Source organism: Pseudomonas sp. 09C 129, from assembly GCF_002843625.1.
Lineage (GTDB): Bacteria > Pseudomonadota > Gammaproteobacteria > Pseudomonadales > Pseudomonadaceae > Aquipseudomonas > Aquipseudomonas chlororaphis.
In genome coordinates this window covers 2,418,321-2,445,129 of sequence record NZ_CP025261.1, presented here as the reverse complement: position 1 = coordinate 2,445,129, position 26,809 = coordinate 2,418,321, and the positions used below count along the sequence as shown (strand labels likewise).

The 26,809-nt window shown below is 62.4% G+C and carries 19 protein-coding genes, 4 tRNA genes and 1 pseudogene; 5 read left to right on the top strand and 19 right to left on the bottom strand.

What is annotated here, in order from left to right:
- Positions 1–163: 163 nt before the first annotated feature.
- The 3 genes from CXQ81_RS11195 to CXQ81_RS11185 all read right to left on the bottom strand — a co-directional run bounded on the left by CXQ81_RS11195 (position 164) and on the right by CXQ81_RS11185 (position 5,153).
- On the bottom strand, positions 164–3,040 hold the full coding sequence (locus CXQ81_RS11195) for an ATP-binding protein (protein WP_101337215.1): 2,877 nt from the start codon (positions 3,038–3,040) through the stop codon (positions 164–166).
- 316 nt (positions 3,041–3,356) lie between these two features.
- Entirely contained in the window at positions 3,357–4,328 is a 972-nt protein-coding gene (locus tag CXQ81_RS11190) for a fimbrial protein (RefSeq protein ID WP_101337214.1), read from the bottom strand.
- A 108-nt stretch (positions 4,329–4,436) separates the two neighbouring features.
- Entirely contained in the window at positions 4,437–5,153 is a 717-nt protein-coding gene (locus CXQ81_RS11185) for a molecular chaperone (RefSeq protein WP_101337213.1), read from the bottom strand.
- A 1,077-nt stretch (positions 5,154–6,230) separates the two neighbouring features.
- Between CXQ81_RS11185 and CXQ81_RS11180 the strand changes: the two genes are divergently transcribed.
- A complete protein-coding gene (locus CXQ81_RS11180; RefSeq protein WP_101337212.1) occupies positions 6,231–9,683 on the top strand; it encodes a GLUG motif-containing protein in 3,453 nt (1,150 codons plus the stop codon).
- Between the two features lie 131 nt (positions 9,684–9,814).
- On the opposite strand, the gene CXQ81_RS11175 is transcribed toward CXQ81_RS11180, so the two are convergent.
- From CXQ81_RS11175 to CXQ81_RS11155, 5 genes are all read right to left on the bottom strand, one after another.
- Complete coding sequence (locus CXQ81_RS11175; protein ID WP_101337211.1) at positions 9,815–11,029, bottom strand: sugar transporter; 1,215 nt, start codon at positions 11,027–11,029, stop codon at positions 9,815–9,817.
- Between the two features lie 279 nt (positions 11,030–11,308).
- Positions 11,309–11,384 (bottom strand) — tRNA-Gly (locus tag CXQ81_RS11170).
- 3 nt (positions 11,385–11,387) lie between these two features.
- A tRNA-Glu gene (locus tag CXQ81_RS11165) sits at positions 11,388–11,463 on the bottom strand.
- A 104-nt stretch (positions 11,464–11,567) separates the two neighbouring features.
- A tRNA-Gly gene (locus CXQ81_RS11160) sits at positions 11,568–11,643 on the bottom strand.
- A gap of 3 nt (positions 11,644–11,646) precedes the next feature.
- A tRNA-Glu gene (locus tag CXQ81_RS11155) sits at positions 11,647–11,722 on the bottom strand.
- Between the two features lie 365 nt (positions 11,723–12,087).
- Here CXQ81_RS11155 and CXQ81_RS11150 point away from each other — a divergent pair.
- On the top strand, positions 12,088–12,858 hold the full coding sequence (locus tag CXQ81_RS11150) for a hypothetical protein (protein ID WP_007931618.1): 771 nt from the start codon (positions 12,088–12,090) through the stop codon (positions 12,856–12,858).
- Between the two features lie 86 nt (positions 12,859–12,944).
- Here the strand turns inward: CXQ81_RS11150 and CXQ81_RS31735 are convergent, their stop codons facing one another.
- The 3 genes and pseudogenes from CXQ81_RS31735 to CXQ81_RS11140 form a co-directional block, all read right to left on the bottom strand.
- The gene (locus tag CXQ81_RS31735) at positions 12,945–13,808 is read right to left on the bottom strand and encodes a methyl-accepting chemotaxis protein (RefSeq protein WP_371860901.1); all 864 of its coding nucleotides are present in this window, start codon (positions 13,806–13,808) and stop codon (positions 12,945–12,947) included.
- A pseudogene (locus CXQ81_RS31730) lies at positions 13,809–14,870 on the bottom strand (HAMP domain-containing protein); the annotation flags it as partial.
- A 246-nt stretch (positions 14,871–15,116) separates the two neighbouring features.
- Complete coding sequence (locus CXQ81_RS11140; RefSeq protein WP_007931614.1) at positions 15,117–15,878, bottom strand: SDR family oxidoreductase; 762 nt, start codon at positions 15,876–15,878, stop codon at positions 15,117–15,119.
- 233 nt (positions 15,879–16,111) lie between these two features.
- Here CXQ81_RS11140 and CXQ81_RS11135 point away from each other — a divergent pair, with 233 nt between their 5' ends.
- Positions 16,112–17,116: an NADP-dependent oxidoreductase gene (locus CXQ81_RS11135; protein WP_101337209.1), complete on the top strand. Its 1,005-nt coding sequence runs from the start codon at positions 16,112–16,114 to the stop codon at positions 17,114–17,116.
- A gap of 153 nt (positions 17,117–17,269) precedes the next feature.
- Here CXQ81_RS11135 and pyrF read toward each other — a convergent pair whose 3' ends face one another.
- A complete protein-coding gene (pyrF, locus tag CXQ81_RS11130; protein WP_007931610.1) occupies positions 17,270–17,968 on the bottom strand; it encodes an orotidine-5'-phosphate decarboxylase in 699 nt (232 codons plus the stop codon).
- Positions 17,969–18,283: 315 nt separating this feature from the next.
- Between pyrF and CXQ81_RS11125 the strand changes: the two genes are divergently transcribed.
- Positions 18,284–19,048, top strand: coding sequence for a response regulator (locus CXQ81_RS11125; protein ID WP_007931608.1), 765 nt, complete (start codon positions 18,284–18,286; stop codon positions 19,046–19,048).
- Positions 19,048–20,085 (top strand): ATP-binding protein, encoded by a 1,038-nt coding sequence (locus tag CXQ81_RS11120; RefSeq protein WP_007931605.1) that lies wholly within the window; start codon positions 19,048–19,050, stop codon positions 20,083–20,085. Before CXQ81_RS11125 ends, CXQ81_RS11120 begins: the two co-directional genes overlap by 1 nt.
- A gap of 119 nt (positions 20,086–20,204) precedes the next feature.
- On the opposite strand, the gene CXQ81_RS11115 is transcribed toward CXQ81_RS11120, so the two are convergent.
- The 7 genes from CXQ81_RS11115 to CXQ81_RS11085 all read right to left on the bottom strand — a co-directional run bounded on the left by CXQ81_RS11115 (position 20,205) and on the right by CXQ81_RS11085 (position 26,781).
- Entirely contained in the window at positions 20,205–21,260 is a 1,056-nt protein-coding gene (locus tag CXQ81_RS11115) for an AI-2E family transporter (RefSeq protein ID WP_053260176.1), read from the bottom strand.
- An 82-nt stretch (positions 21,261–21,342) separates the two neighbouring features.
- A complete protein-coding gene (locus tag CXQ81_RS11110; RefSeq protein ID WP_173679741.1) occupies positions 21,343–22,149 on the bottom strand; it encodes a DUF4892 domain-containing protein in 807 nt (268 codons plus the stop codon).
- Between the two features lie 8 nt (positions 22,150–22,157).
- Positions 22,158–22,817, bottom strand: coding sequence for a glutathione S-transferase family protein (locus CXQ81_RS11105; RefSeq protein WP_007931599.1), 660 nt, complete (start codon positions 22,815–22,817; stop codon positions 22,158–22,160).
- Between the two features lie 50 nt (positions 22,818–22,867).
- Positions 22,868–23,722 carry an alpha/beta hydrolase gene (locus CXQ81_RS11100; protein WP_101337207.1) on the bottom strand — a complete coding sequence of 285 codons (855 nt, stop codon included), beginning with the start codon at positions 23,720–23,722 and terminating at the stop codon, positions 22,868–22,870.
- Positions 23,719–24,525 (bottom strand): alpha/beta fold hydrolase, encoded by an 807-nt coding sequence (locus CXQ81_RS11095; protein WP_053260173.1) that lies wholly within the window; start codon positions 24,523–24,525, stop codon positions 23,719–23,721. The genes CXQ81_RS11100 and CXQ81_RS11095 overlap by 4 nt, the downstream gene beginning before the upstream one ends.
- Before the next feature lie 114 nt (positions 24,526–24,639).
- The gene (locus CXQ81_RS11090; RefSeq protein ID WP_007931583.1) at positions 24,640–25,083 is read right to left on the bottom strand and encodes a hotdog fold thioesterase; all 444 of its coding nucleotides are present in this window, start codon (positions 25,081–25,083) and stop codon (positions 24,640–24,642) included.
- A 30-nt stretch (positions 25,084–25,113) separates the two neighbouring features.
- Positions 25,114–26,781 (bottom strand): AMP-binding protein, encoded by a 1,668-nt coding sequence (locus CXQ81_RS11085; RefSeq protein ID WP_101337206.1) that lies wholly within the window; start codon positions 26,779–26,781, stop codon positions 25,114–25,116.
- Between the last annotated feature and the right edge of the window lie 28 nt (positions 26,782–26,809).

The following is a 26,809-nucleotide window of genomic DNA, read 5'->3' as shown; positions in this document are numbered from 1 at the left end:
ACGGCATATCAACTTGAAGCGGGGAGATACTCAGGCGGGGGCCATGCAGGCCAGCGCGATGTTGGGAAAGCCGGCGCTGAGTGCGTCCGGCCCGCTCAGTCAGCACCGCGATTATCCAGGATGGGGTGCTCGGAATACTGTCCTGATGACCGGTTCGCCGCGCTCAAGCCCGTGCAGGGGCTCGTTGAGTATTCTCCAGGGCCTGCCTCAGCACCTGCTGGGTCAGGGGCTTGAACACCACCTCATCCATCCCGGCGGCCAGGCAGCGCTGGATTTCCGCGTCCTCGGCACTGGCGGTCGCCCCCAGGATCCAGCAGCGCCGGCGCCCCTTCTCGCGCTCCATCTGGCGGATGCGCACGGTCAAGTCATAGCCGCCCAGACGTGGCATCTGGCTGTCGGTGATCAACACATCGTACTCGGCGGCCAGCCAGGCTTCCCACGCCGCCTGCCCATCCTCGACCAGCGTCACGCGATGCCCCAGAACCAGCAATTGCTCTTCCAGCGTCAACCGGCTGAACGCATTGTCCTCAGCAACGAGGATATTCAGCGAAAGCGGCTCCGTGCTCGCCTGCGGTACTTCTGCCGCGGCTTCGGCAGGCGCCTCGGCCAGAGGCAGTTGCAGGGTCACGCTGAAGCAGGAGCCTATATCCGGTTCACTGCTCAAGACGATAGTGCCGCCCATGAGTTCGACCAGCCGCCGGGTGATATTCAGCCCCAGCCCACTGCCAAAGGTTTGCCCGGCCTGAGCCGAACTGACCTGGGAGAATGGCTGGAACAATCTGGCCTGGTCCTGCTCCGAGATGCCGATACCGCTGTCGATGACCTCCAGCAACAGGTGCAGATGTTCTGCCTCCCGGCTGCCCGAGGCATGCAGCGTCACCCGGCCGCGCTCGGTGAACTTGATGGCATTGCTCAGCAGGTTGAACAGCACCTGTTTCAAATGCAGCGGGTCGATCAGCACCCATTGCTCCATGTCGCCGGTGAAGCGCATCTCGAACGCCAGCTGCTTCTGCCGCGCCATGCCGACCACCAGGGGCGCGATCGCTTCGATCTGGGCCTTGAGCAGCACGGCCTCGGGCGCCGAGTCGATCATCCCCGACTCGATCCGGTTCAGGTCGAGCACATTGCCGAGCAACAGCAGCAGACCCTGTGCCGCCTCCTGAGCGACGGCCAGCGACGCCAGGTCCAGCTCGCCCCGTTCGGCCTTCTGCTGCACCACTTCCTGCAGGCCGATGATGGCGTTCAGCGGGGTACGGATCTCATGGCTCATGGTGGACAAAAAGATGCTCTTGGCCTCGTTGGCCGCTTCGGCCTTCTCCCGCGCCAGCGCCAGCTCACCTTCGGCCTGGCGAGTCTTGCGCACCTGCCGGGTCAGGTAGAACCCCCAGATCAGCGACAACAGGACCAGCAAGCCGAAGACACCGCCAAGCCGGAGGATATTACTGCGATGATCCCGCCAGAAATGGCTGCCCAAGGTGGAAATACGCGGCTCCCACTGTTCCACGATGTCCGCCACTTCCTCCGGGGTGATCGCCACCTGGGCCTTCTCCAGGATGCTGCGCAGTTCTTCCTGCCCCTTCAGCACCCCAAGGCTGACCGGGCGGGAGAACTCGTCGAGAATGCCGATTACGCGCAAGCGGTTGTTGAAACGCTGGGCGGACAGGAAACGACCGGTGTAGTCACTGCCAATGAACGCGTCGCTACGCCCGTCGTCGACACTGCGCATGGCCTCCAGAAAGTTGGGATAGATCTGTAAGCGGATATCCGGATAGTTCTGCTGGATGATCTGATTGACGAAATAACCCGGGACGCTGGCCAGGCGCTTGCCTTGCAGGTCATTCAGGCTGTGGAAAGAACTGCCCTGGGTACGGGCTGCCTTGGGTCCGGCCATCAGTACCACCGAGCTCCTCAGATAAGGAAGAAGGATATCCATATAGGCCTCGGTGTCGGTGTCGGCAGACGTAACCGAGGTCATCAGGGTCTTGCCCTCGGTTATCTGCGCGTTCATCTCGGCATAATTCTGCGCGCGGACAGGGCGGAACGTCAGGCCGCTGCGCTGGCTGAGCAACTTGAGATAGTCGGGGCCGATACCCCGCACCTGCCCACTGTTGTCCAATTGTCCCAAGGCGCCGAGAGAGTCATGGACAGTCACCGGGATTTCCGGATGGGCGGTCAGCCAACGGTTCTCGGCGGGCGTCAGCGTCACGCGTTGCTGGGTCAGGCGCAGGCTGCTCCCCGCACTCCAATTGCGCAGAATACTTTCGCTATGGCGTGAGCGAATGGTCGGAAGGGCTCGTTCGATCACGGCATGCAGGCGAGTATCGGAGGCGCGCACCAGGAAGCCGAAACCACGGCTTTCCACCGGCGCGAAGTTTTCGATGTGCAGGTCCAGCAGGTAGTTGATGTTGATCAGATAGTGGGCCGATACCGCATCATCGATCACCCCATCGACCTCTCCCAGGCTCAACGCCTCGAGCGCGCGCAGCGGCGAGGCGAATGGCAGGATCTGGCTGTACGGATAAACCGCGGAGACCTTTTCCTCGACACGGTAGCCGGCAAACACCCCCAGCCGGGTGCCGGGTGCCTGTGGGTCGTAAGGATGGCGTTCGGCTGTCACCAGCACCGGTTGGTTCGGTTCATAGGCCTGGGTCAGTAGCAGACCGTTATCCTCGGCATCCATCGCGGAGCCACCGCCGACCAGGTCAATCTCACCATTGTGCAGCGCGTCCAGCGCCGCCTGCCTGGAAGGGAATTGACGGACCTTGGGGGGGATCTCGAACAACAGGGCGAGGTAATCCGCGGTGATGCCCTGGAAACGATTGACGTCAAGCATGCCCAGCGGCGGATAGTCGGGCAATGCCACTCCGATCGTGAGTGGGCCTCTGCTTGCCAGCCACTGCCGGTCTACTTCACTCAGCCATGGCCGGCTGGTCACTGCCACCCTTGAGACGAGGGAAATATCGGGTTCCTGTGCGACCAGGGCGGGTGACAGAACAAGTAACAGGCAGAGAGCGACCATCCGACAACACGCTGGAATCATGGAATACCTTCCTTTGATCGAACCCCGGCAACCTGCGCAAATGGGCCGTTGTCCCACGAGCAACAGCGTCACCCTCTTATGGAGAGTGCCGCTTTGATCTGTGGCAATGGGGGATGGATCAAGAGTGATCCGTCGGTATTCTAGCCGGGCGCCGGCGGTTGTGACATCGAGCGGCGAAAGCCTTTCTCGACTATGCGCGCCCTTGTGCTCTGATGGACTCGGGAAGGCTGGACAGCAACTGGCTCGCGATAGCCATCCGATCGGGGCAGGCAACAGGTCGTCGAGCAGAAGAATATGTGCCCGCCACCGATGACGATCAGTTGTAGTTGAGAACGAAGCTCATGGTCGCATCGCCCTTGCCCGGTTTTATCTCGCCACCTGTCGGAACGTATTTGGCACTGCCGGAGAACCGGTAAATGGAGCCCTCCGCCACCTCTCTATTCCAATCGAGGGCGACGGACCTGGCAATATCGAACGGCAACTTGACGCCCTTGTTATTGACCAGGGAAATACCCACCCCCGACGCGACACCCGCCTGGCCCAGCTTGGAAAGCTTGAGCATGCCATCGGCCTGGGAGCTACCTTCGAAGTAGACTTTTACCGGAACCTTTGTATTAGGTTTCAAACCATCACAACGGACATCGAAGTTGAACGGCACCTCTCTGACGCTACCCTTGGCAATATTTTCGATGGTCTGTTTACCCATCGGTACATTGACCGCCGCCCCTACCGATTCGCATCCGGCGAAAAACACATCGTTGACCAGTTCGGTACCGCCTTGTGATCTGACCACAAGGGATCTGTCTCCCATTTGCCAGTTCACCTTGAGGTCCATCGGAACATTACCTGAGGCTACGGCGCGATTGGTACGAACGAATATCACATCGATGAACTTGGGAAGGATCGCTGATGAGCTTGAGCCAACAGAATAAGAGTATGGAGCACACCAAGTGTCGTCGTTAAAACTAAGCGCCAGGCAGAATTTAACACCGACGCCTTTAATACCGGTTTCATAGACCTTGGGCAGTGCCGATGGCGTAAACGCGGTATCTACTGTAATAGAAACATCAGTTTTACTGGAACAACTTGCCAGCCCACTCCAGAGGCTCGTTCTGTATGTTGCAAGTACCTGCCCAACGGGAGCAGCCTTGATGATCATTTTAGAGGGAAGAATCATATCCATTGTGAGTTGCGCTGGAGGATAGCCGGTCCAGGTGCAAGTAACTGCAAGTACATCCCGGGCACACAGGCTGGATAAAAATATCAAGATAAACATTATCTTGCGCACATATAGAGTTCCTTCCCAGGCCACATTAAGTGCCCAGATACACATCGATGATGACCCAAAAGAAGTAGCGAGAAAGTTCTCGTCGCCACTAATAAAAGACGCCAAGCCTCAGCTAGAGATAACACCGTCGTATTTGAGGATTCCACCGAAATCGCCAATGACTTCGAATTCAACCTTGAGGTCGTTAGCCTGGACGCCGCTCGGCAGTTCCGCCATCTCGACCCGGGAAGTCGCGGCCGGCGCGACCATATCGATCGGTGCGGTGAAACTCTTGCTTCCCATCCGCAACGTGATCGCGGCAAAAGACAAATGGAAAGCCGACGGGTTGGCCACTTCCAGATAGGGTTTGCCGTCTTTGGCAAGCAGGCGCCACTTCAGTTGCTGGGGGGCCTCCGCGACCTTGCCCGGTAGCCCGGCCGGCCGGTAGAACAGCTTGAGGCGCTGCTGCACGGCGATTTGCAGGGTGTTTTCCTCCCGGGACTTTTGCGGAATCTCCCGCACGTTCAGCCAGTACACCGACTCCTTGTCGGTCGGCAGGCCCTTGCCGCTGTAGAGGATGCGCAACACCTGCTGCTGTTCGCCAGCCAGGCGCTTGAGCACCGGGGTGATGGCGAAAGGCACATCCTCGCTCTTGTCGGCCGACTCGATCCAGGCCTGGAACATCAAGTCCTCGGTCGCGCTGTTCTTGATCACCAGGGACGCTTCCTTGCTCGGCGCCGCAAGCACCACACGGGTGTTTTCCAGGTTGATGCCAGCCTGGGAACAAGCAGGCAAAAACAGGGCGAAGCTGGCCAGAATCAATCCGGCGATGACTGGAGTCTTCACGGTAAATTCTCTACCTCGGTATGCGTCGAAGGGCGGCCCCCCCGTTGTTACGCGCCATGCAAAAACATCGATGGACTCGACGAAGCGAACCGTGCGGGTATTCGTGACGTTCGAGAAAGTCAGGAGGCGGGAAAACTACATTAGATAGGCGTCGTAATCAGTAGGACGATTCCTAAAAGGAACAAAATGCTCACTCACTATGCGAAAGCCGAAAAGAGCGAACAGAATAAGCAATCATCCTCAGAGCCCATATTGATGGATACCTATCTGCGCATCAGTGCTTTCTAAAAACAAGTGTTTTCGATCCATAAGCTCCAGATCGAAGGTATTTCTATTAGCCCTGACATTCAAAATTTCATGCCGTCATGGATCTGATATTTCCCGACATGAATGAAGTATCAACCCTGTCGGCTTACATCCTGATTTTAACTTAGAAACCCCTCTCACAGAACAAAAGCACCGCAACCCGAACTGCCCAGGCTCGACGATCGAGAAGGCCTGCCAGGCAGGCCTAAAGCCCTGGCCCGCTGATTGTGAGATGCCTCCCAAAGCGGAGAAAGCAGCGGTTCCCCCAGGGAATCGCGCTCCTGATTCTGCCACGCCATCGGGCATCAGGCTGCAAGGACTTCAATATGACGAGCGCAATAGCTTGCCCTCTTACTTCAACTAGGAAAGAGCCGTATACCAGTTAAGAAAGTTCTGGTTTTTTATTTTATTTCCTTTTGTTAATTAATAGACCCCTCTGAGCAACCAGGCATTTACATGCAAATAACTCCAGCCTCAACGCTGGCGCGTACAGGCTCGCAATCAACTCTCCCGCGAAATCAGATAATCCTTCGAAACAGTCGAATAGCCACTTTTTAGACGTTATGTAGCAGGTCTCATCTGACAAAAAAACTCATGGGTCTCCCTTGCTTGGAAGCCCATGAAATCAAGCGCGGCTTGAGACAAACAACTTCCCTCCCGCATGGAGGAAATGGCGCCCCGGCTTTGCGTGATCGCCTTGGCGCCTGCCCCGCATCCGTTGTACCCGTTCTGCTGGGGGGATCAGCAGAGTATTCATATAGAGGACGCACCATGAACAAAAGCTATGCACTGATCTGGAACCAGGCCACTGGTTGCTGGAACGTCGCCAGCGAAGGAACCCGGCGCCGAGGCAAATCCAGTCGCCTCAAGGCCGTGATCGCCGCCGGCTTCTCGCTGCTGGGCCTGCTGGCCCAGGCTCCGGCCTTTGCCTTGCCGAACGGAGCGGCGATAGTCGCGGGCGACGCCGGCCTCCATACCACGGTCGACGGCAAACACATGACCATCGACCAACAGAGCAACAAACTGATCACCAACTGGAACGAGTTCAGCGTCGCTGGCGACGAAAGCGTCAGCTTCCACCAGCCCGGTAGCCAATCGATCGCCCTCAACCGGGTACTCGGCACCAATGGCAGCGATATCCAGGGCCGTATCAATGCCAACGGCAAAGTGTTCCTGATCAACCCCAATGGCGTGGTCTTCGGCAAGTCCGCCCAGGTCAACGTCGGCGGCCTGGTGGCCTCCACCCAGAACATCAGTGACAAGGATTTCCTCGACGGTACTTACCGCTTTACCGGGAACTCCAGCTCTGCCGTGAGCAACGCCGGCCAGATCACCGCCAACGAGGGCGGCAGCGTCGCGTTGCTAGGTGCCCAGGTCAGCAACAGCGGGGTAATCCAGGCGCAGATGGGCAGTGTCGCACTGGGCGCGGGCAAGGACTTCAGCGTCAACTTCGACGGCAACGGCCTGCTCAACCTGCAGGTGAACGGTGCCGCGGTGGATGCCCTGGTGCAGAACGGTGGCCTGCTCAAGGCCGACGGCGGCCAGGTGTTGATGACCGCCAGCAGCGCCAGCAGCCTGCTGAAAAACGTGGTGAGCAACCAGGGCGTGATCGAGGCCAAGACCTTGCAGAACAAGGCCGGCAAGATTGTCCTGGACGGTGGCGACAACGGCATCGTCCAGGTGGCCGGACGCCAGGACGCCAGCGCCCTGGGCGGCCAGGGCAACGGTGGCGTGGTGGAAAACCGCGGCGCCCGGGTCGAGGTCCAACTGGCTGCGCAAGTGGATACGCACGCCGACCAGGGCACCACCGGCACCTGGAAGATCAGCACGGACGAGGTGAGTGTTTCCAAGGCAGAGAACGGCACGCGTGGCGGCAATACCGGCCCTACCCTGCACGCCGATACCCTGGCCCAGAACCTGGCCCGGACCAATGTCGAACTGAACAGCAAGGGCAACCTGTCGGTCAACAAGGCGCTGTCCTGGAACAGCGGCAACAAGCTCGGCCTGACCGCCGAGCGCGGCGACATCCAGGTGAACGCGGCATTGAGCGCCACCGGCAACGGCGCGGCCCTGGCCCTGAATGCCGCGCAGGGAGGCATTCGCCTGAATGACGATGTCGCGCTGACCGGAACGGGAGCGAGCCTGGAGCTGAACTCCAAAAACGGCCACAGCCTCAAGGATGACAAGAGCGTCACCCTCTCCGGTGCGGATGCCCGCTTCAGCGCCAACGGCGAGTCCTACCAGGTGGTGCAGAACCTGAAGCAGTTGCGCGATATCGAAAACAACATGAATGGCCGCTATGTACTGGGTAACCGGATCACCGGCCAAGGCAGCTTCAGGACACTTGGCGAAGGTCGCTCCTTCACCGGCAAGCTCGATGGCCTGGGCAATACCATCAGCGACCTGTCGCTCTATAGCAGCACCGCCTTTGTCGGGCTGTTCGGTACCAACCTGGGGCAGATCAGCAACCTGAACCTCGAACGCATTTCAGCCAGTGGTGCTTATTCCACCTACTACAACACCCAGGTCGGCACCCTGGCCGCGGTGAACATGGGTAGCATCCGCAACGTCAAGGCCAAGGACGTGCGGGTGACCGGAGCCTCTCATCTGAACTCGCTGGGTGGCCTGGTCGCGCTCAACCTGAACGGCGACATCGCCAACTCCTCGGCCAGCGGCCTGGTGATCGGCAACCAGTACACCTTTGCAATGGGTGGCCTGGTGGGCGAAAACGTCTCCAGCGCAGGTGGCGTGGCAAAAATCACCAATAGCCATGCCAATATCGCCCTCAGGGGGCAGATGAATTCTGGCTCCAGAGGCGCGGGTGGATTGGTGGGTTCGAACCGCGGAGTCATCGCCAATGCCTCCAGCACCGGCACGATCGACCTCGCCGGCGCCAACCTGAACATCGGTGGCCTGGCCGGCGAAAATACTGGCGATGGCAGCATCAGCAACTCCCGCTCCAGCACCAATGTCTCGGGTAGCCGGGCTGGTCGGATCGGTGGCCTGGTCGGCTCCAACCAGGGTTCGCTGGCCAACTCTCACGCCAGCGGCGACGTAACCGGCAATGGCACGGAAGCGATCGGCGGCCTGGTTGGCAAGAATCAGGGTGGCTCGATTGCCAACAGCTCTGCCAGCAACAACGTGTCCGACCTGTACAGCAAAAATGTGGGCGGCCTGATTGGCCATAACCAGGGCGGCCGCGTCGATAACGCGTTGTTCTCCGGCGCGGTGAAAGGCGGCAGGAATGCCAATATCGGCGGCCTGATCGGCACGAACCAGAATGGCTCGATCAGCAACAGCTCGGCCAAAGGCAATGTGTCCGGTCTGTACGGTAGCAATGTGGGTGGCCTGATTGGCTACAACCAGAACAGCCGTATCGATAATGTAACGGTGGCCGGCACGGTGAAAGGCGATAGCAAGGCCAATATCGGCGGGCTGATCGGCTACAACGAAAAGTCCTCCATCGCCAACGCGTCCTCCACCTCCCTGTCCGTTACCGGCGGCAATGACGCCCTTATCGGTGGCCTCGTCGGCTATAGCCTGAACAGCAATATCGCCAACTCATCGGTATCTGCCACAGTGACCGCCGGCAACGGCAGCCAGAGCGGTGGTCTGGTCGGTTACAGCAAAAATACCGATATCACCAACGCCTCGGCAGCCGTCCTGGTGACCGCCGGCGACAATAGCCAGGTCGGCGGCCTGGTGGGCCACAGCCAGGATGGCCGTATCATCAACGCCTCCGCATCCGGCACGGTGAGCAGCGGCAACAATAGCCAGGTTGGTGGCCTGGTCGGTTACAACCAAGACAGCAACATCACCAACGCCTCGACATCCGCCACGGTGAACGGCGGTGACGATAGCCAGGTCGGCGGCCTGGTTGGCAGACAGCAGGGCAAGGTCGCCAACTCCTCCGCCAAAGGTTCGGTCAACGGCGGTCGCTATAGCAGTGTGGGTGGCTTGGCCGGGATGAATGAAGGGGAGATCAGCAACTCCAAAACCACCAGTAACGTCAGCGGCGGTTACGGCGCGCGCCTGGGCGGGCTGGCGGGGATGAACTTCGGTACGCTGCGCCTGTCATCGGCAGGCGGCAAGATCGATGGTTCCCACGCCTCCGGACAGTTCTACGGTGGCCTGGTCGGCATCAACTTCAATTCGGACCAGCAATCCAGCAACAGCGTCTTTGGTGAAGCGACCAAGGTGCCGCAGGTTGGCCTGCAGTTCTGAGAGCTGAAGCTCTGCCCCCCGTCATAGGGAGGCAGGGCTTGTTGTCTGAGTGAAAAAAAGGGGGCAATGATTCAGCCGAATCATTGCCCCCTCTTTTTGCCTGGCGCCTCTCGGCGCCCTATTCCAGAGCTCTATTTCTCTGTCACGACCTCAGCACCGTCGGCGCCCGAAGCGCTGGACCGGGTCAGGCGGTAGATGGATGCGCAGTAGAGCAGCAGCGCCAAGGTCGCCAGCAAGCCGCCGGCCAAGCCGATATAGGCGAACCCGAGCTGGCCCCCTACCCAGCTGCCAAGCAGCGCGCCGCCACCGATGCCGATATTGTAGATCCCCGAAAACAGCGCCATTGCCACATCGGTAGCGTCCGGAGCGAGCACCAGGACCCTGGACTGCAGTGCCAGCCCGAAGCCCATGATCGCCATCCCCCAGATCAGGCTGAGCCCGCCCAGATACGAGACTTCACCGCTCAACGGCAACAGCAATGCCAGGCACAGAATGAGCAACGCCACCGTCACCAGCAGAAAGCGCTGCGGGCTATAGCGGTGAAACCTGCTGAACAACAGCGAGCCGAAGATACCGGCGCCACCGAACAGCAGCAGGATGAGGGTCACCACATCGCCACTCAAGCCGGCCACCACCTTGATGAAGGGCTCGATGTAGCTATAAGCCGTGAACTGCGCGGTGACCACCAGGGCCGTCAGCACATAGAGCGCCATCAGCGCAGGCCGCTTGAACAGCACCGGCAGGCTTCTGAGAGACCCCGAGTTCTGACTGGGCAACAACGGCAGGCTCCTGGCCAGCCAGAACACCAGCGCGGTAGCCAGGCCAGCAATCACGATAAAGGTGGTCCGCCAGCCCATGGCCTCGCCCAGCAACCTGCCGAGGGGAATACCCAGCACCATCGCCAAGGAAGTACCGGTGGCCAGCAAGCCCAGGGCCTGGACCTGTTTTCCCGGTGGTGCCAGACGCACCGCCAGGGACGCGGTAATGGACCAGAACAGCGCATGGGACAAGGCCACACCGACCCGGCTCAGCAACAGCATGCCGAAACTCGTGGCCAGCCCCGACAGGATGTGACTGGCGATAAACATCCCGAACAGCACGAGCAACAGCTTGCGTCGCTCGACGTTGCGCGTCAGCAACATGACCGGCAGCGAAGTCAGGGACACTATCCAGGCATAGAGAGTGAGCATCAGACCGACCCGGGCCGTCGACAGGTCGAAGCTGCTGCCGATCGAACTCAATAGCCCGACGGGGACGAACTCCGTGGTGTTGAACACAAAGGCCGCCAACGTCAGTGCGATGACCGCCCGCCAATTACCCTTAGTTGTCGCCACGGAGATACTCATTTAAAGGTGCACCACTCTATCGATGGTCAATCAGGCCCAGACCTTCGCAAACCCTGTGCCAAACGCCTACTCACAAAGACTGAGCGCACGGTCAGGAGCATGCAGGCGCCGAACAGGATCTGCGCCAGCGTACAGGACAAGGGGAAAGCAGCGTCATCCCGCACTACAGAGGAGCAATGGACCGAAACGCGGCCACTGCCGACGGAAACGAAAAAAGGGTCCCGAATGGGACCCTTTTTCGATGAGCTACAGACCTTTGATAATCTGTAGCTCTATGTTTGGAGCGGGAAACGAGACTCGAACTCGCGACCCCGACCTTGGCAAGGTCGTGCTCTACCAACTGAGCTATTCCCGCAAATGGCGTCCCCTAGGGGACTCGAACCCCTGTTACCGCCGTGAAAGGGCGGTGTCCTAGGCCACTAGACGAAGGGGACACGCTACCCGGAACACATGGTGTGTGTTTCGGTGTCCAGATCCGCCTCCGAAGACTTGGTTCTGGTTTCACTCAGCCCCGCCCGAAAGCAGTGCTGTTTAAAATTGGAGCGGGAAACGAGACTCGAACTCGCGACCCCGACCTTGGCAAGGTCGTGCTCTACCAACTGAGCTATTCCCGCAAATGGCGTCCCCTAGGGGACTCGAACCCCTGTTACCGCCGTGAAAGGGCGGTGTCCTAGGCCACTAGACGAAGGGGACACGCTACAACATTCACTCCCTGCCGCGTTTCGCTGTGTGCTTTACGCTGCAAGTGGCGCGCATTCTATGGATGGATTGGAGGGTCGTCAACCCCCTGATATAAATTTATTTAAATCAATGACTTCGGGGTGGTTTGCGAGCCCTTTCGGGCATTTGTGCAGCCTGTGCCTTGACGCCTATATTCTGACACTCGACAAGACGCTATAGTCCACATCCTTAGGTGATGGCAATATGAAACCAGCCAGACATTTCCTATATAAGCAGAGAATCGGCCTGTTTCTGCTCGTCGACCTGCGCTAGGCGCCCCAAGGCTAAGTCACTACACTCGCCACTCGTACGCGAACCCCAGAAAGAGGTCTTACACGGTGACACCACTCATGATCACCCTGCTAGTAGTAGCCGGGATCGTAATATTGATCGCCATTGGCTACATGAACCATGTGGTGGAAAACAATAAACTGGAAAAGGCCCGTACCAAGGTCGAACTCAATGACCGCCTGCGCCGCTGCGGCGAAATCACCGAGACCTTCCCCGGCCAGTTCATGTCGCCAGGGCTCAAGCTGCTGATGACCCGCCTGGAGCTCAACGTCGTTCAGCGTCTGTTGAACCTGAACAAGTCCGATGCCGCGCTCAAGGCGCGTATCGCCGAGTTGAACGCGCTGGTCGGCCAGGGCGAATCGATTCCGGTCAACAACCCGCCCTGCCCGATCCAGACCGAAGCCAAGGCCAAGGACGTGCGCTTTCTTCTGGAAGCCCTGCATGGCCAGGTGACTCGCGCCGCCCAGGACGGCTTCCTGCCGACCAACGAAGCCAAGCACTGGATCCGGGAAATCCGCCACATCCTGGTGCTGCTGCACATCGAGTTCTTCAACAACCTCGGCCAGTACGCCCTGCAGCAGGAACAACCCGGCCAGGCGCGCCTGGCGTTCGAGCGCGGTGTGCAATACCTGCGCAAGCAGCCGGATCCGGCGGTCTATCGGGAACAACTGGAGTACCTGGAAAAACTCCTGGCCCGCTCCAACGCGATGGTGCTGACCAACACCCAGCCGGTCGAAGGCGAGGTCAACCAATTGACCGAAGGCCTGAAGGTCGTCGAAGCCGACGCCGACTGGAAGAAGAAAGCCATTTACGACTGACCGGCAACAGCCGCGCGAGCAATACGCGCGGCACGGCCTACAGGCTGCGCCCCTGGCGGCGCAGCCTGTAGCAAGCATCAGCGGCATTACAACCGGAAATGCCCGACCATCCCCTTCAACTCCGCCCCCAACTGCGCCAGCTCGATGCTCGACGCCGCATTGCCCTGCATGGCCAGTGACGACTGATCGGCGCTGGCGCGGATGCTGGTGACGCTGCGGTTGATCTCTTCGGCGACCGAGCTTTGTTGCTCGGCGGCCGCGGCGATCTGCTGGTTCATCTGCTGAATCAGCGACACCGCCGTGGCAATGCTGCCCAGCGCGCTTTCGGTCTGCAGCGCATCGCTGACCGCCAGCTTGACCAGTTCGCCGCTGCTCTGGATCTGCTGCACCGAGGACTGCGCCGCCGAACGCAGGGCACTGACCAGGCGTTCGATCTCTTCAGTGGATTGCTGGGTGCGCTTGGCCAGGGCCCGCACTTCGTCGGCCACCACCGCGAAGCCCCTGCCCTGCTCGCCGGCACGCGCCGCTTCGATGGCCGCGTTAAGCGCCAACAGGTTGGTCTGCTCGGCGACACTCTTGATCACGCTGAGCACGGTGCCGATGTTCTGGATCTCGGCGCTGAGGCTTTCAATGCTGGAGCTGGCGCTGGTGGCCGAATCCGCCAGCTGTTCGATGCGCTGCATACTCTGGCGCACCACCTGCTGGCCACTTTCCACCTTGTCGTCGGCGGTCTGCGCCGCCTGCGCGGCTTCTTCGGCGTTGCGCGCGACGTCGTGCACGGTGGCGGTCATCTGGTTCATCGCAGTCGCCACCTGCTCGGTTTCTTCCTTCTGGCTGCTGACTTCCAGATTGGTCTGTTCGGTCACCGCCGACAGCGACTGGGCCGAGCTGGCCAACTGTTCGATGCCTGCCTGCAGGCCGCTGACAATACCGCTCAGGCCGCTGCCCATCTGTTGCATCGCCAGCATCAGCTGGCCGATTTCGTCCCGGCGCGTCACCTCCACCGTCGCGCTCAGGTCACCGGCGGCGATCTGCTGCGCCACGCGCATCACGCTGCGCAGCGGAGTGACGATCAAGCGGGTAATGATCCAGGCCGCCAACACGCCCACCAGCAACGCCAGGGCCGAAGACGCGACGATCAACAGCGAGTTCTTTTTCAGCTCCGCCTGCATCGACTGATCCTGCGCACCGTACGCCTGGTCGACCCGCTCCATCACCTGCGCGGCGCGCTCGTGCAGTTGCTGATAGACCTTTTTCTCCTGCGCCAGCAAGCCGGTGTATTCGGCGAGCTTCTCGCTGAAACCACCGATATGCCCGACCACTTCGTTGAGCACCGTCTGATAACCGGCGTCCTTGACCAGGGTCTTGAGCTGCTCGGCCTGGGCCAGGGCCTGGTCGGCCTGTTCGATCTTGCCCTGCTCGACCTCTTCCTCGCCCTTGCGGCTCTGGTCCAGGCGCACCCGGGCTTCGTTCATGGCTTGCAGCATCAAGCGCGAAACCTGACTGACCTGATTGGCCTGCTCGACGAACTCGCTGCCCTCCTTGCCGGCGGACTCCTTGAGGCTATAGGTGCCGTCATCAGCCAGACCGGCCTGCAGCACGTCGAGGTTGTTGGCCACGCTGGACACTGACCAACTGGCCATTTCCAGCGCCAGGTCCTTGGCCTGGGTCAGCTCGACGAACTCATCGAAGGCCTTGCGGTAAGCCCCCAGCGCCTGCTCGACATCGGTCATCACCGGCACATTCGCCGCCGAACGCTCCTTGAGCTGCGCCGCCAGAGCCAGCAGGCCATCGACGCCTTCGCGCAAGGCGTCCGCGGTTTTGGCGTCGCCGTGCAAGGCATAGTTCTGTTCGAGCAGGCGGACCTTGAGCAAGCCGCTGTTGAGTGACGACATCTGCTTGAGGCCATCGAAACGCTGGCTGATGGTCTGCAGGGACCAGACGCCGATGGCGGCTACCAGCGCCGTCAGCAGCAGCACCAGTGTGAAGCCGACACCCAGTTTTTTCGCCATGCCGAGGTTGGCAAAACGTCCGTTCGTGGCCGAATTCATTGCGCTCAGTCCCCTTCCAGTCCCCAATGGCAACAGGGCCATTGTCCAGTTTTGCAGGTTCGCAACGGGCTGCACTGGAGCACAAGTCTCTGGCGTCGGAATAATGGCAAAAAGCTACGTTCAGGTCGTTTTCAGAATGGTCGAGGTCGATCCGGTACAACCCAGGCAACGCTTGGTCACCAGGGCCGTCCCTAAGACAGGCGAGCGTCAGATGGCGGTGGCACCACCGTCGACCGCCAGCGCATGGCCGGTGGTGAAGGCCGCGCCGTCGCTGCACAGATACAGCACCGCGCTGGCGATTTCCTCGACCTTGCCGATCCGCCCGACCGGGTGCATGGCCGCGGCGAATTCGGCTTTCTTCGGATCGGCCTCGTAGGCACGGCGGAACATATCGGTGTCGATCACCGCCGGGCACACCGCGTTAACCCGGATTTTCTTCTTCGCATACTCGATGGCCGCCGACTTGGTCAGGCCGATCACCGCATGCTTGGAGGCGGCATAGATGCTCATCTTCGGCGCCGCGCCGAGGCCGGCCACCGACGCCGTGTTGACGATGGCCCCGCCGCCCTGGGCGAGCATCAGCGGCAACTGGTGCTTCATGCACAGCCAGACGCCCTTGACGTTGACTCCCATGATCGCGTCGAACTCATCCAGGGTGCCGTCCGCCAGCTTGCCCTTCTCGATTTCGATCCCGGCATTGTTGAAGGCATAGTCGAGACGGCCGTAGCTGCTCACCACCTGGGCCATCAGGTTCTGCACATCCGCCTCGTCGGTAACGTTGCAGCGCACGAACAGTGCCTCGCCACCGGCGGCGCGAATCAATTGCACCGTACCCTCGCCACCGGCGACGTCGAGGTCGGCCGCCACCACTTTCAGCCCCTGCGTGGCGAACGCCAGGGCCGTGGCCCGGCCAATACCCGCCGCTGCGCCGGTGACCAAAACGACCTGGCCGGAAAACGTCATGCTCATGGTGATGCCCTCGATGGAATGCATGGATCGGATTCGCCCAGTCTAGGCACAGGCAACGAGCACGCGGCAGCACTATCAGAGGGCCGGTTGCCCACTTATCCGCAATGGTGATGAAGGCTGCCATACCACCATCACGCCTCTGGATCGCCCCCTATTCGCTACAGCGGCAAACCTTGCGGCATCAGGGCTGAAGGTCTATCAACTAGGGTTCCATCGATCCTCGAGTGCCTGCCATGACCACCCAGACCAATCGCCAGTTTCTGCTCGCCAAACGCCCGGTGGGCGCGGCAACCCGCGAAACCTTTACCTACCAGCAGGTTCCCGTCGGCGAACCGGCGGCCGGGCAGATCCTGGTGAAGAATGAGTACCTGTCCCTCGACCCGGCCATGCGCGGCTGGATGAACGAAGGCAAGTCCTACATCCCGCCAGTGGGCATCGGTGAAGTGATGCGCGCCCTGGGCGTGGGCCAGGTGATCGCCTCGAACAACCCCGGCTTCGCCGTCGGCGACTACGTCAATGGCGCCCTGGGCGTGCAGGACTATTTCCTCGGCGAGCCGCGCGGCTTCTATAAGGTCGATCCGAAACTGGCGCCGCTGCCGCGCTACCTGTCGGCCCTGGGCATGACCGGCATGACCGCCTATTTCGCCCTGCTGGACGTCGGTGCGCCAAAAGCCGGTGAAACCGTGGTGCTGTCGGGCGCGGCCGGCGCGGTGGGCAGCATTGCCGGGCAGATCGCCAAGATCAAAGGCTGCCGGGTGGTCGGCATCGCCGGCGGCCAGGACAAATGCAAGTTCCTGATCGACGAACTGGGCTTCGACGGGGCCATCGACTACAAGAGCGAAGACGTCCATGCCGGCCTCAAGCGCGAATGCCCGAAAGGCGTCGACGTGTATTTCGATAACGTCGGCGGCGACATCCTCGATGCGGTGCTCAGTCGCCTGAACTTCAAGGCCCGGGTGGTGATCTGCGGCGCCATCAGCCAGTACAACAACAAGGAGGCGGTCAAGGGACCGGCCAACTACCTGTCGTTGCTGGTCAATCGTGCGCGCATGGAAGGTTTTGTGGTGATGGACTATGCGGCCCAGTTCGCCGCCGCCGGGCAGGAAATGGCCGGCTGGATGGCCAAGGGGCAGCTCAAGAGCAAGGAGGATATCGTCGAAGGCCTGGAGACCTTCCCGGAAACGCTGATGAAGCTGTTCAGCGGCGAGAACTTCGGCAAGCTGGTGCTGAAGGTTTGAACGTGGCTCTTTGAATCAGGCTGTCTGTACGATCGTTTCGCGAGCAAGCTCGCTCCTACAAGGGCCTATGCACTCTCTGTAGGAGCGAGCTTGCTCGCGATAGCGCGAAGCGCGCTTGCACTATCGCCGACAGCCAGCACTCCGCTGCCGGATTCAGGCCAGCTCGGCCACCACGGCCGCCAGGGCCTTGGCCGGATCCGCCGCCTGACTGATCGGACGGCCGATCACCAGATAGTCGGAACCGGCATCCAGCGCCTGGCGCGGGGTGAGGATGCGCCGCTGGTCGTCCTGGGCGCTGCCCGCCGGACGGATCCCCGGGGTCACCAGTTGCAGCGACGGGTGCGCGGCCTTCAGCGCCTGGGCTTCCAGGGCCGAACAGACCAGGCCGTCCATGCCGGCCTTTTCCGCCAGGGCGGCCAGACGCAGCACCTGCTCCTGCGGTTCGATATCCAGGCCGATGCCGGCCAGGTCTTCACGCTCCATGCTGGTCAGCACGGTCACGCCGATCAGCAGCGGTTTCGGGCCGCTGCGCTGGTCCAGCACTTCGCGGCAGGCCGCCATCATGCGCAAGCCGCCGGAGCAGTGCACATTGACCATCCATACGCCCATCTCCGCGGCGGCCTTGACGGCCATCGCGGTGGTGTTGGGGATGTCATGGAATTTCAGGTCGAGGAAGACTTCAAAACCCTTGTCTCGCAGGGTGCCGACGATTTCCGAAGCACAACTGGTGAACAGTTCCTTGCCGACTTTGACCCGGCACAGCTTGGGGTCCAGCTGATCAGCCAGTTTCAGTGCGGCGTCACGGGTGGGAAAGTCCAGGGCGACGATGATAGGAGTCTGGCAAGCGGACATGAAGGGGCTCTCAGGCAAGTCGAAATCGGCGCGGATTGTAGCGCAAGCGACGACGCTCCGGGACCCGATGATCGGTAATTCATCGCCAACGGCAGCTTGCGTATCGATAAAACCGTGCAAATGCCCGACCCTGGCGGTAATTGTGTCGAGCCCGATACACTCCCGACACGCCGGCAACAACCCGCCCGGCTACCCTCGCCAGCCGCAACACTCCCGAACAGCACTTCCAGCCCCAGGGCCGGACGCCTATGCTGAAGCCACCACCTCGCCGCCCATCTTTGTGGTTGGCAGCCTACCTGGCAGACGATCGCACGCATGCACAACATTCCAGCTCCCCTCAATGACGATCAGAAAGCACCTGGCACGGGTGACGACAAGCGCTGGAACACCCGGGCGCTGATCGTCGACGACGATGTACCGATCCGCGAACTGCTGATCGACTACCTGGCCCGCTTCAATATCCACGCCACCGGCGTGACCGACGGCGCGGCGATGCGCCAGGCCTTGCAGGCGGAACACTTCGACGTGGTGGTGCTCGACCTGATGCTGCCCGGCGAGGATGGCCTGTCCCTGTGCCGCTGGCTGCGCACCGAGTCGGACATCCCGATCCTGATGCTCACCGCCCGCTGCGAACCCACCGACCGGATCATCGGCCTGGAACTGGGGGCCGACGACTACATGGCCAAGCCCTTCGAGCCCCGGGAACTGGTGGCGCGGATCCAGACCATCCTGCGCCGGGTCCGCGACGACCGCACCGAGCAGCGGGCCAATATCCGCTTCGACAACTGGCGCCTGAACAGCGTGCTGCGCCAGTTGATCTCCGCCGACGGTCTTGTCGTACCGCTGTCCAACGCCGAATTCCGCCTGCTCTGGGTGTTCATCGAACGCCCGCGCCGGGTCCTGAGCCGCGAACAGTTGCTGGACGCCGCCCGTGGCCGCTCCATCGAAGCCTTTGATCGCAGTATCGACCTGCTGGTCTCGCGCCTGCGGCAGAAGCTTGGCGACGACCCGAAATCGCCGCAGTTGATCAAGACCGTGCGCGGCGAAGGCTACCTGTTCGACGCCCGAGACATCGGCTGATGCGTGGGCGCTTCGATACGCTGTTCGGCCGCCTGTTCGGGGTGCTGCTGATCGCGATCGTGCTCGCCCACCTGCTCGCCTTCTTCTGGTTCCGTCTCTACGGCCCGCCTCCGCGCCCGCCGGCCAGCGAATTCAGCGGCCAGCCACAGCCCGGCGGCGGGCGTTTCGAGCCGCGGCCACCACGTCCCTGGTTCGGCGGCCCGATCGTGCCGCTGACCTTCCAGTTCATCTCGCTGATCATCGCCGCCTGGTACGGCGCCAAGCTGTTGACCCGGCCGATCCAGCGCCTGAGCGATGCCGCCGAGCGCCTCAGCGAAGACCTCGACAGCCCGCCACTGGACGAGTCCGGCCCACGGGAAGCGCGGCAGGCGGCCCACACCTTCAACCTGATGCAACGGCGCATCCAGGAGCAGGTCAAGCAACGCGGGCGCATGCTCGGCGCGGTCTCCCACGACCTGCGCACGCCGCTGTCGCGCCTCAAGTTGCGCCTGGAACAGATCGCAGACAACAAGCTGCAGGGCCAGATGCGCCAGGACCTCGACGACATGATCAGCATGCTCGACGCGACCCTGAGCTACCTGCACGAACAGCGCACCAGCGAGGCCCTGCAGTGGATGGATGTGCAGGCGCTGGTGGAATCGCTCTGTGAAAACGCCCAGGACCAGGGCGCCGACGTGCAGACCGACGGCCATTGCGCGCCCCTGCAGGTGCAGCCGATGGCGTTGCGTTCCTGCCTGAACAACCTGCTGGACAACGCCCTGCGCTATGCCGGGCATGCCCGCATCAGCCTGCAGGACAGCCGCGAGCAGGTGCTGATCCGGGTCATCGACCATGGCCCGGGCATCGCCGAAGACCAGCGCGAAGCCGTGTTCGAACCCTTCTACCGGCTGGAAGGCTCGCGCAACCGCAATTCCGGCGGCGTCGGCCTGGGCATGACCATCGCCCGCGAGGCCGCCGAACGCCTGGGCGGGCAACTGCACCTGGAAGAAACCCCCGGTGGCGGCCTGACCACCGTGGTGCGCCTGCCCCGCGTCTGAGTCGCCCGTGTACCGGGCGGTACCCGGCTCCCGTCCACGAACCTTGCCCCCGGCGGCGTTAACGTCGCCGCCTGATCATCAGCCACCACCGTACCGCTGTAGCCGCTGCCGAGCAGCGGCTACAGGCGCTTGTCTTCGCCCCGCGCCTGGCTCGCGCTCCAGTCGGTCAACAGGCTGTAGGCCACGGCCAGCAGGGTCGGGCCGATGAACAGGCCGATGAAGCCGAACGCGATCAGCCCGCCGAAGACCCCGAGCAGCACGATCACCAGCGGCAGGTTGCCGCCGCGGCTGATCAGGTAGGGCTTGAGCACGTTGTCGACGCCACTGATGATGAAGGTGCCCCAGATACCGAGGAACACCGCCATCCCGTATTCGCCCTTCCAGGCCAGCCAGGCGGTGGCCGGAATCCATACCAACGGTGGGCCCATGGGAATCAGGCTGAGCAGGAAGGTGACGATCCCCAGCACCAGCGCACCCGGCACGCCGGCGATCAGGAACCCGATCAGGGCCAGGACTGCCTGGGCCGCGGCGGTGCCGATCACACCGTTGACCACCCGCTGCACCGTACCGGCCACCAGCTCGATGTAGTAGCCGGCGCGGTCGCCGATCAGGCGCTCCAGCAGCCCGTGGACGAACGCCGCCAGGCGCGGCCCGTCGCGATAGAAGAAAAATACGAAGACGATGCTCAGGGTCAGCTCGAGGATCCCGCCACCGATCTGCGCGCTGCGGGCCAGCAGCCAGTTGCCGACCTGCCCCAGGTAGGGCTTGATCGCCAGCATCATCGCCGCGCCCTGCTGGTCGATGCTGTTCCACAGCCCCACCAGCCGTTCACCGACGAAGGGCACGCCGGCCAGCCAGCTCGGCGCTGCGGGCAGGCCATCGACCTGCACATCCTTGATAAAGGCGGTGGCGTCACGCACATGGTCGGCCAGGTTGAAGCCGAGCCAGACCAGCGGCGCCGCCACCAGCAGCATCCAGCCCAGGGTCAGCACGGCCGCAGCCAGGGCCTCGCGGCCATTGAGCCAGCGGGTCAGCAAGCGCATCAGCGGCCAGCTGGCAAACGCCAGGACCGCCCCCCAGAACAACGCGGACCAGAACGGCGCCATGACCCAGAAGCTGGCGCCGAACAGCACCAGAAGCAGGATCTGCACCAACAGGCGATCATTATTGAGCATTTGGGATCTCGAGAAAGGTCAACTCACCAAGCGTAGGCGAACGGTGGATGCCCGTTCGCCCAAGCCCGTTCAATGCAGCGGTTCAGCGCAGCAGCTCAAGACGCAAACCAGGCGCCTCGCGGCTGCCGCTTTCCATGCGTGCCGCACGCACGCCCTGGCCGATCAGGGCCTGGCGCCAGGCTTCGGCATTCGGCCCGGAAACACTGACCCGCAAGGTGGTATCGAGGTTCAACCCGCGCGACAGCAAGGTCAGCCAGGTCGGCTGGGGCTCGCCGCCGAGCTTGGGCAGGTCCAGCTCGCCGGTGTCCTTGAGCTGGCGCAACAGGGTGGCCGAGGTCGGCAACAACTCGCCCAGGGGGGTGCTGGCGTCGAATTGCTCGACATGCAGGTACGCCCGGCGGTTGCCGCGGGTAATGCTGTACAGGGCCACCAGCGAATTGTCGTTGGGCGCGGCCAGGCGCAACAGCAGGTACGCCTGCTGGGCATCGGCGCCATACAGCTTGGCGTTGCCGAACACCTCGTTGGCCCACAGGCTGCTTTCCCCGCAATCGCGGGCCTGGCACCAGAACAACAGTTCGGCGCCCTGCCCCTGCAAGGCTTCGCGGGCGGCGGTAAAGGCCGCGGTCGAGGAATGTTCCGGCGGCAACTCGTAGGTCACCGAAGTCGTGGTGCCACGAGCGCCGACCTGGCCATCGAAACGCAGCTGGCCGCTGATCTTGCGGATCGAGCCCATGGGGTAGATCCGCTCCATCTCGGCCGCCGGACGATAGTCGACGATCTGCGCGTCAGGCATGCGCGGCACGATCGGCAAGTCATGGCTGCCGGGCAAATCGGCGGCGAACAGCAAGGGGCTGACAGCGGACAACAGCAGGACACTGAATAAACGCATGGGTGCTCTCATCGGATCAGCATGGCCTGGGCGCCCTTGATGACACTGGCGTCATCCGTGCGTTGCGGGACCAGCAGCCCGCGCTGCACCGCCGGCCGCGCCTCGAGGGTCGCCATCCAGCGTTGCAGGGCCGCCAGGCCGTCCACCGAAACCCCGGACCATTCATGGCCGCGCACCCAGGGAAAGGTGGCGATATCGGCAATGCTGTAGTCGCCGGCAAGGAACTCGACCTCCTGCAAGCGGCTGTCGAGCACCTCGTACAGGCGCCGGGTTTCATGCTGGTAACGATCGATGGCGCCCTGGAGCTTTTCCGGAAAATAACGGAAGAACACGTTGGCCTGGCCCTGCATCGGACCGATGCCGCCCATCTGGAACATCAGCCACTGGATCACCCGGGAACGGCCCTGGGGATCGCTGGGCAGCAGTTGCCCGCTGAGTTCAGCCAGGTAGATGAGAATCGCGCCGGACTCGAACACCGCGAAATCACCGTTGGCGCGGTCGACAATCGCCGGAATCCGGCCATTGGGATTGATCTTGAGAAAGCCTGGAGCCTTTTGTTCCTTCTTGTCGAAACTCAGGGCATGCACCGTATAAGGCAGGCCGAGTTCCTCGAGCACGATAGAGACCTTGTGGCCATTCGGGGTCGCAGCGGTATAGAGATCTATCATGGTTGTCTCCCATTTCAACCCGCCCAGCCTCGACAGTTGCCCGCTGCAAGTCAAGAAACGGCGAAAAACCTATTGAAACAGTCTGCAACAAGGGTGGCACCGTCTTCGTCGTTCAAGTGCAGGTGATGGCCTCCGGGCAGCTGTTCCCGGCTGAAGGGTAGCCGCTCCAGCAAGCCTGTGTGCTTGGCCAGCATGCCGTCGGCCGCCACCACCAGGTGGGCCGGACAGGCCAGGCGCTGGACGAACGTCAGGGCCTGCTCCTGGGTCAGGCGCAGCGGCGAAGCCAGGGTCAGGCGGCTGTCGCTGCGCCAGGTGTAGCCCCCCGGGACCGGCATCAGGCCGCGTTGCGCGAGCAGTTCGGCGGCTTCGCGGCTGACCGCGACCATGCCCTTCATCCGCGCCTCGATGGCGCGGTCCAGGGTGGCGTAGACCGGCTTGCGCTTGTCCCGCAGGTCCAGCTGGGCCTGCAGGGCCATGCCCATGCGCTCGGCGGCGTTTTCCCCGCTGGCGGTCGGCGGAATCACCCCATCGATCAGCGCCAGGTGGCTCACCCGCTCGGGCAACGAGCCGGCCAGCACCAGCGAGACGATCGCCCCCAGGGAATGCCCGAGCAGGCCAAAGCGTTTCCAGCCCAGTTGCTCGGCGACCTGCAACACGTCATACACGTAATCCCAGAGCGCATAGCTGGAGCCCAGGGGGCGGTGTCCGGAATGGCCATGCCCGGCCATGTCCAGGGCGACGATGCGCAAGCCACGCAGCCGGGGCGCCAGCCGCGCAAAGCTGTTGGCGTTGTCCAGCCAGCCGTGCAAGGCAATGACCGGCAGGCCGTCCTCGGGGCCGAACAGGTGCGCCGCCAGCTCGATATGCGGCAGGCTCAGGCGGACTTCTTCCACCGCGACGCTCATGCGCAGCTCCGTTCGGCGCGGGCCTGCCAGCGGCTGAAGAGTTTTTTCAGCAGGGCCGCAGTGTCCTGCGGGCGCTCCAGCGGGAACATGTGCCCGCCCGGCATGCTCAGGGACTCACCATGGGGCATGCGCCCGACACTGCTGGCGTGGTGCTTCATCACCACCCGGCTCTGGCGCCCGCGCACTACCGCCAGCGGCACCTTCAACTGCCGGGGGCGGCCCGGGCTGGTGTGCGGCACGCCGCGATAGATACTGATCTCGGTGGCCGGGTCGAAACGCAACCGCAAACGGCCGTCGACCTGATGCAGGCCATGTTGCAGGTAGGCGTCGAAACACTCGGGGTCGAAGCCGCGGAACAGGGTCTTGCCGGCAAAATACTTGCGCGCCGACTCCAGGTCGCTGAACTCCTCGCGGCGGCCCAGGGTCCGGCCGGCGGGAGTCAGGCGATCGATGAAACCGAACCGTTTGGCTGCGCGAATCACCCATTGATCGGCACGGGTCAGCACCGGCGAATCGAGCATCACCACCCCGCGATACAGCTCCGGACAACGCAGCGCCGCATGCAGATGCAGGACGCCGCCGAAGGAATGGCCGACACCCCACACCGGCTCGGCCTGCTGTTGCAGATGGTGGATCAGTTCGTCCACCAGGTTCAGCCAGTTGTCGTCCGCCGGAAAGCGCGGATCGTGGGCGTGCTGCTGCAAATGCGCCACCTGATATTCGGGTGCCAGGGCGGCGAACAACTTGCCATAGGTACCCGAGGGAAATCCGTTGGCGTGAGTGAAAAACACCTGTTGCGACATACCGGCTAACTCATGAACAAAAAACGATGGCTGATTGTCCGCATGCCATTACCCGGCGGCAATGACAGTAACGGTCAAGAATGATGACACTCCGCTTCAGCCTATGGGTACCACTCAACGTGCCGGCGGCGTCTGCCCCAGCGGCACTACGGCCATGGTCAGGCGCGATACGCAGCTGGCCTTGCCTTCGTCGCTGCAGAGGCGAATATCCCAGACATGGGTGGTACGCCCGATATGAATCGCCCTGGCCACCGCCGTCACCCGGCCGGAACGCAGACCGCGCAAATGGTTGGCATTGATCTCCAGGCCCACGCAGTAGAACTTGCTGGCGTCGATGCACAGGTAGCTGGCCATGGAGCCGACCGTTTCCGCCAGCACCACCGAGGCGCCGCCGTGCAGCAGGCCATAGGGTTGATGGGTGCGATGGTCGATCACCATGCTCGCGGTCAGGGATTCGTCGTCGAAGGACTCGAAGCGGATGTCCAGCACCTCACCGATGGTGTTTTTCTGGATCGCGTTCAGTTGCTCGATGTTCGGGGTGGTACGCCATAGGCTCATCACTGCATCCTTTAGGGAGGTTATCCGCGCTCAATCCTGCCACAGCACCGCTTCGGAACGCTCGCTCCACTCTTTGAAGCGCTCGCCGTAGGCGGCTTCGATGACATTGCGCTTGATCTTCAGGGTCGGGGTCAGAAAGCCGTTTTCCACCGCCCAACTGTCCTTCACCACCACCAGGCGGTGCAAGCGCTCATGTTTGTCGAGCGCGCCATTGACCTCGTCAAGCAGGCTTTCCAGGCTCGCATGCAGGCCACCACGGGCGTTGCCTGCGGCGTCCTGCAAACCGGCCGCGGACAACACGCACAAGCCCAGCGGCGCACTCAGGCCATCGCCGACCACGCACACCTGCTCGATCCGCGAATGCACCGCCAGGCGGTTCTCGATCGGCGCCGGGGCCACGTACTTGCCCTTGCTGGTCTTGAAGATCTCCTTGAGCCGCCCGGTCAGGCGCAGATTGCCCTCGGCGTCCTGCTCGCCCTTGTCGCCGGTGCGCAGGAAACCATCCGCGGTGACGGTTTCCGCGGTCTTCTGCGGGTCCTTGAAGTAGCCGAGCATGGTCGCCCCGCTACGCACCTGGACCTCTCCGGCCTCGTCGATCCGCACCTCGACGTCCGGGCAGGGCCGGCCGATCCAGCCGGGTACATGCTGGCCGCTACGGCCAATATGGGAATAACCGCAACTTTCGGTCATGCCGTACACCTCCAGCACGTCGAGGCCCAGGCGCTGGTACCAGTCCAGCAGGGTCTGCGGCACCGGCGCGGCGCCGGACAAGGCGACCCGCAGGGCGTCCAGCCCCAGCCCGGCCAGCACCTTGTGCCCGATCCGCTTGCCGATGAAAGGCAGGCCCAGCAGGAACTCCAGGCGCTTGGCCGGGACCTTGCTGTACACGCCCATCTGGAACTTGGTCCAGATCCGCGGCACGCCGAACAGCGCCGTGGGCCGCGCCCGCTGCAAGTCGGTGAGAAAGGTCTCCAGGCTCTCGGCGAAGAACACCGTCTGCCCGGTATAGATCGCCGCCATCTCGACGAACATGCGCTCGGCCACATGGCACAGCGGCAGGTAGGACAGCAGCCGGTCCGTCGGCCCGAGGCCGAACAGCTGGGTGCCGCGTGAAGCCGCGAAACCCAGGGTGCCGAAGCTGTGCATCACGCCCTTGGGCAGGCCGGTGGTGCCCGAGGTGTAGATGATGGTCGCCAGTTGCTTGGCGGCGGGGTTGGGGTCGTCCTGGATCGGCGAGCACTGCTGCAACTCGTCCCAAGTGAAGTCGAAGCGGCCTTCGGGACAGATCGGCAGGCTGATGGTGGGCAGCCCGGGCTTCACGCCGGGGGCCATCGCCGGCCAGTCGTCGAGCTTGCCGATGAACACCAGGGCCGACTCGGAATGCTCCAGCACCTGGGCCACCGAATCGGCAGTCAGGTTGGGATACAGGGGCACGGAAACGTGACCGGCCATCCAGATCGCCAGGTCGGCGATGATCCAGTGGGCGCAGTTCTTGGAAATGATCGCGACATGACTGCCCGGCGGCAGCTCGCGGGCGCGCAGCCAGTGGGCGGCGCAGCGGGCCTGGTGGCCGACGTCGGCCCAGGTCAGTTCTTCGACCCGGCCACCACCCAGGGGCTGGACCAGGAAACGTTGGCGGGGATGACGAGCTTCGCGCTCGTAGAACACTTCCAGCGGCAAACGAAAAGCAGCAGACATGCGACTCGCTCCTTTGTTTTTGTTCTGA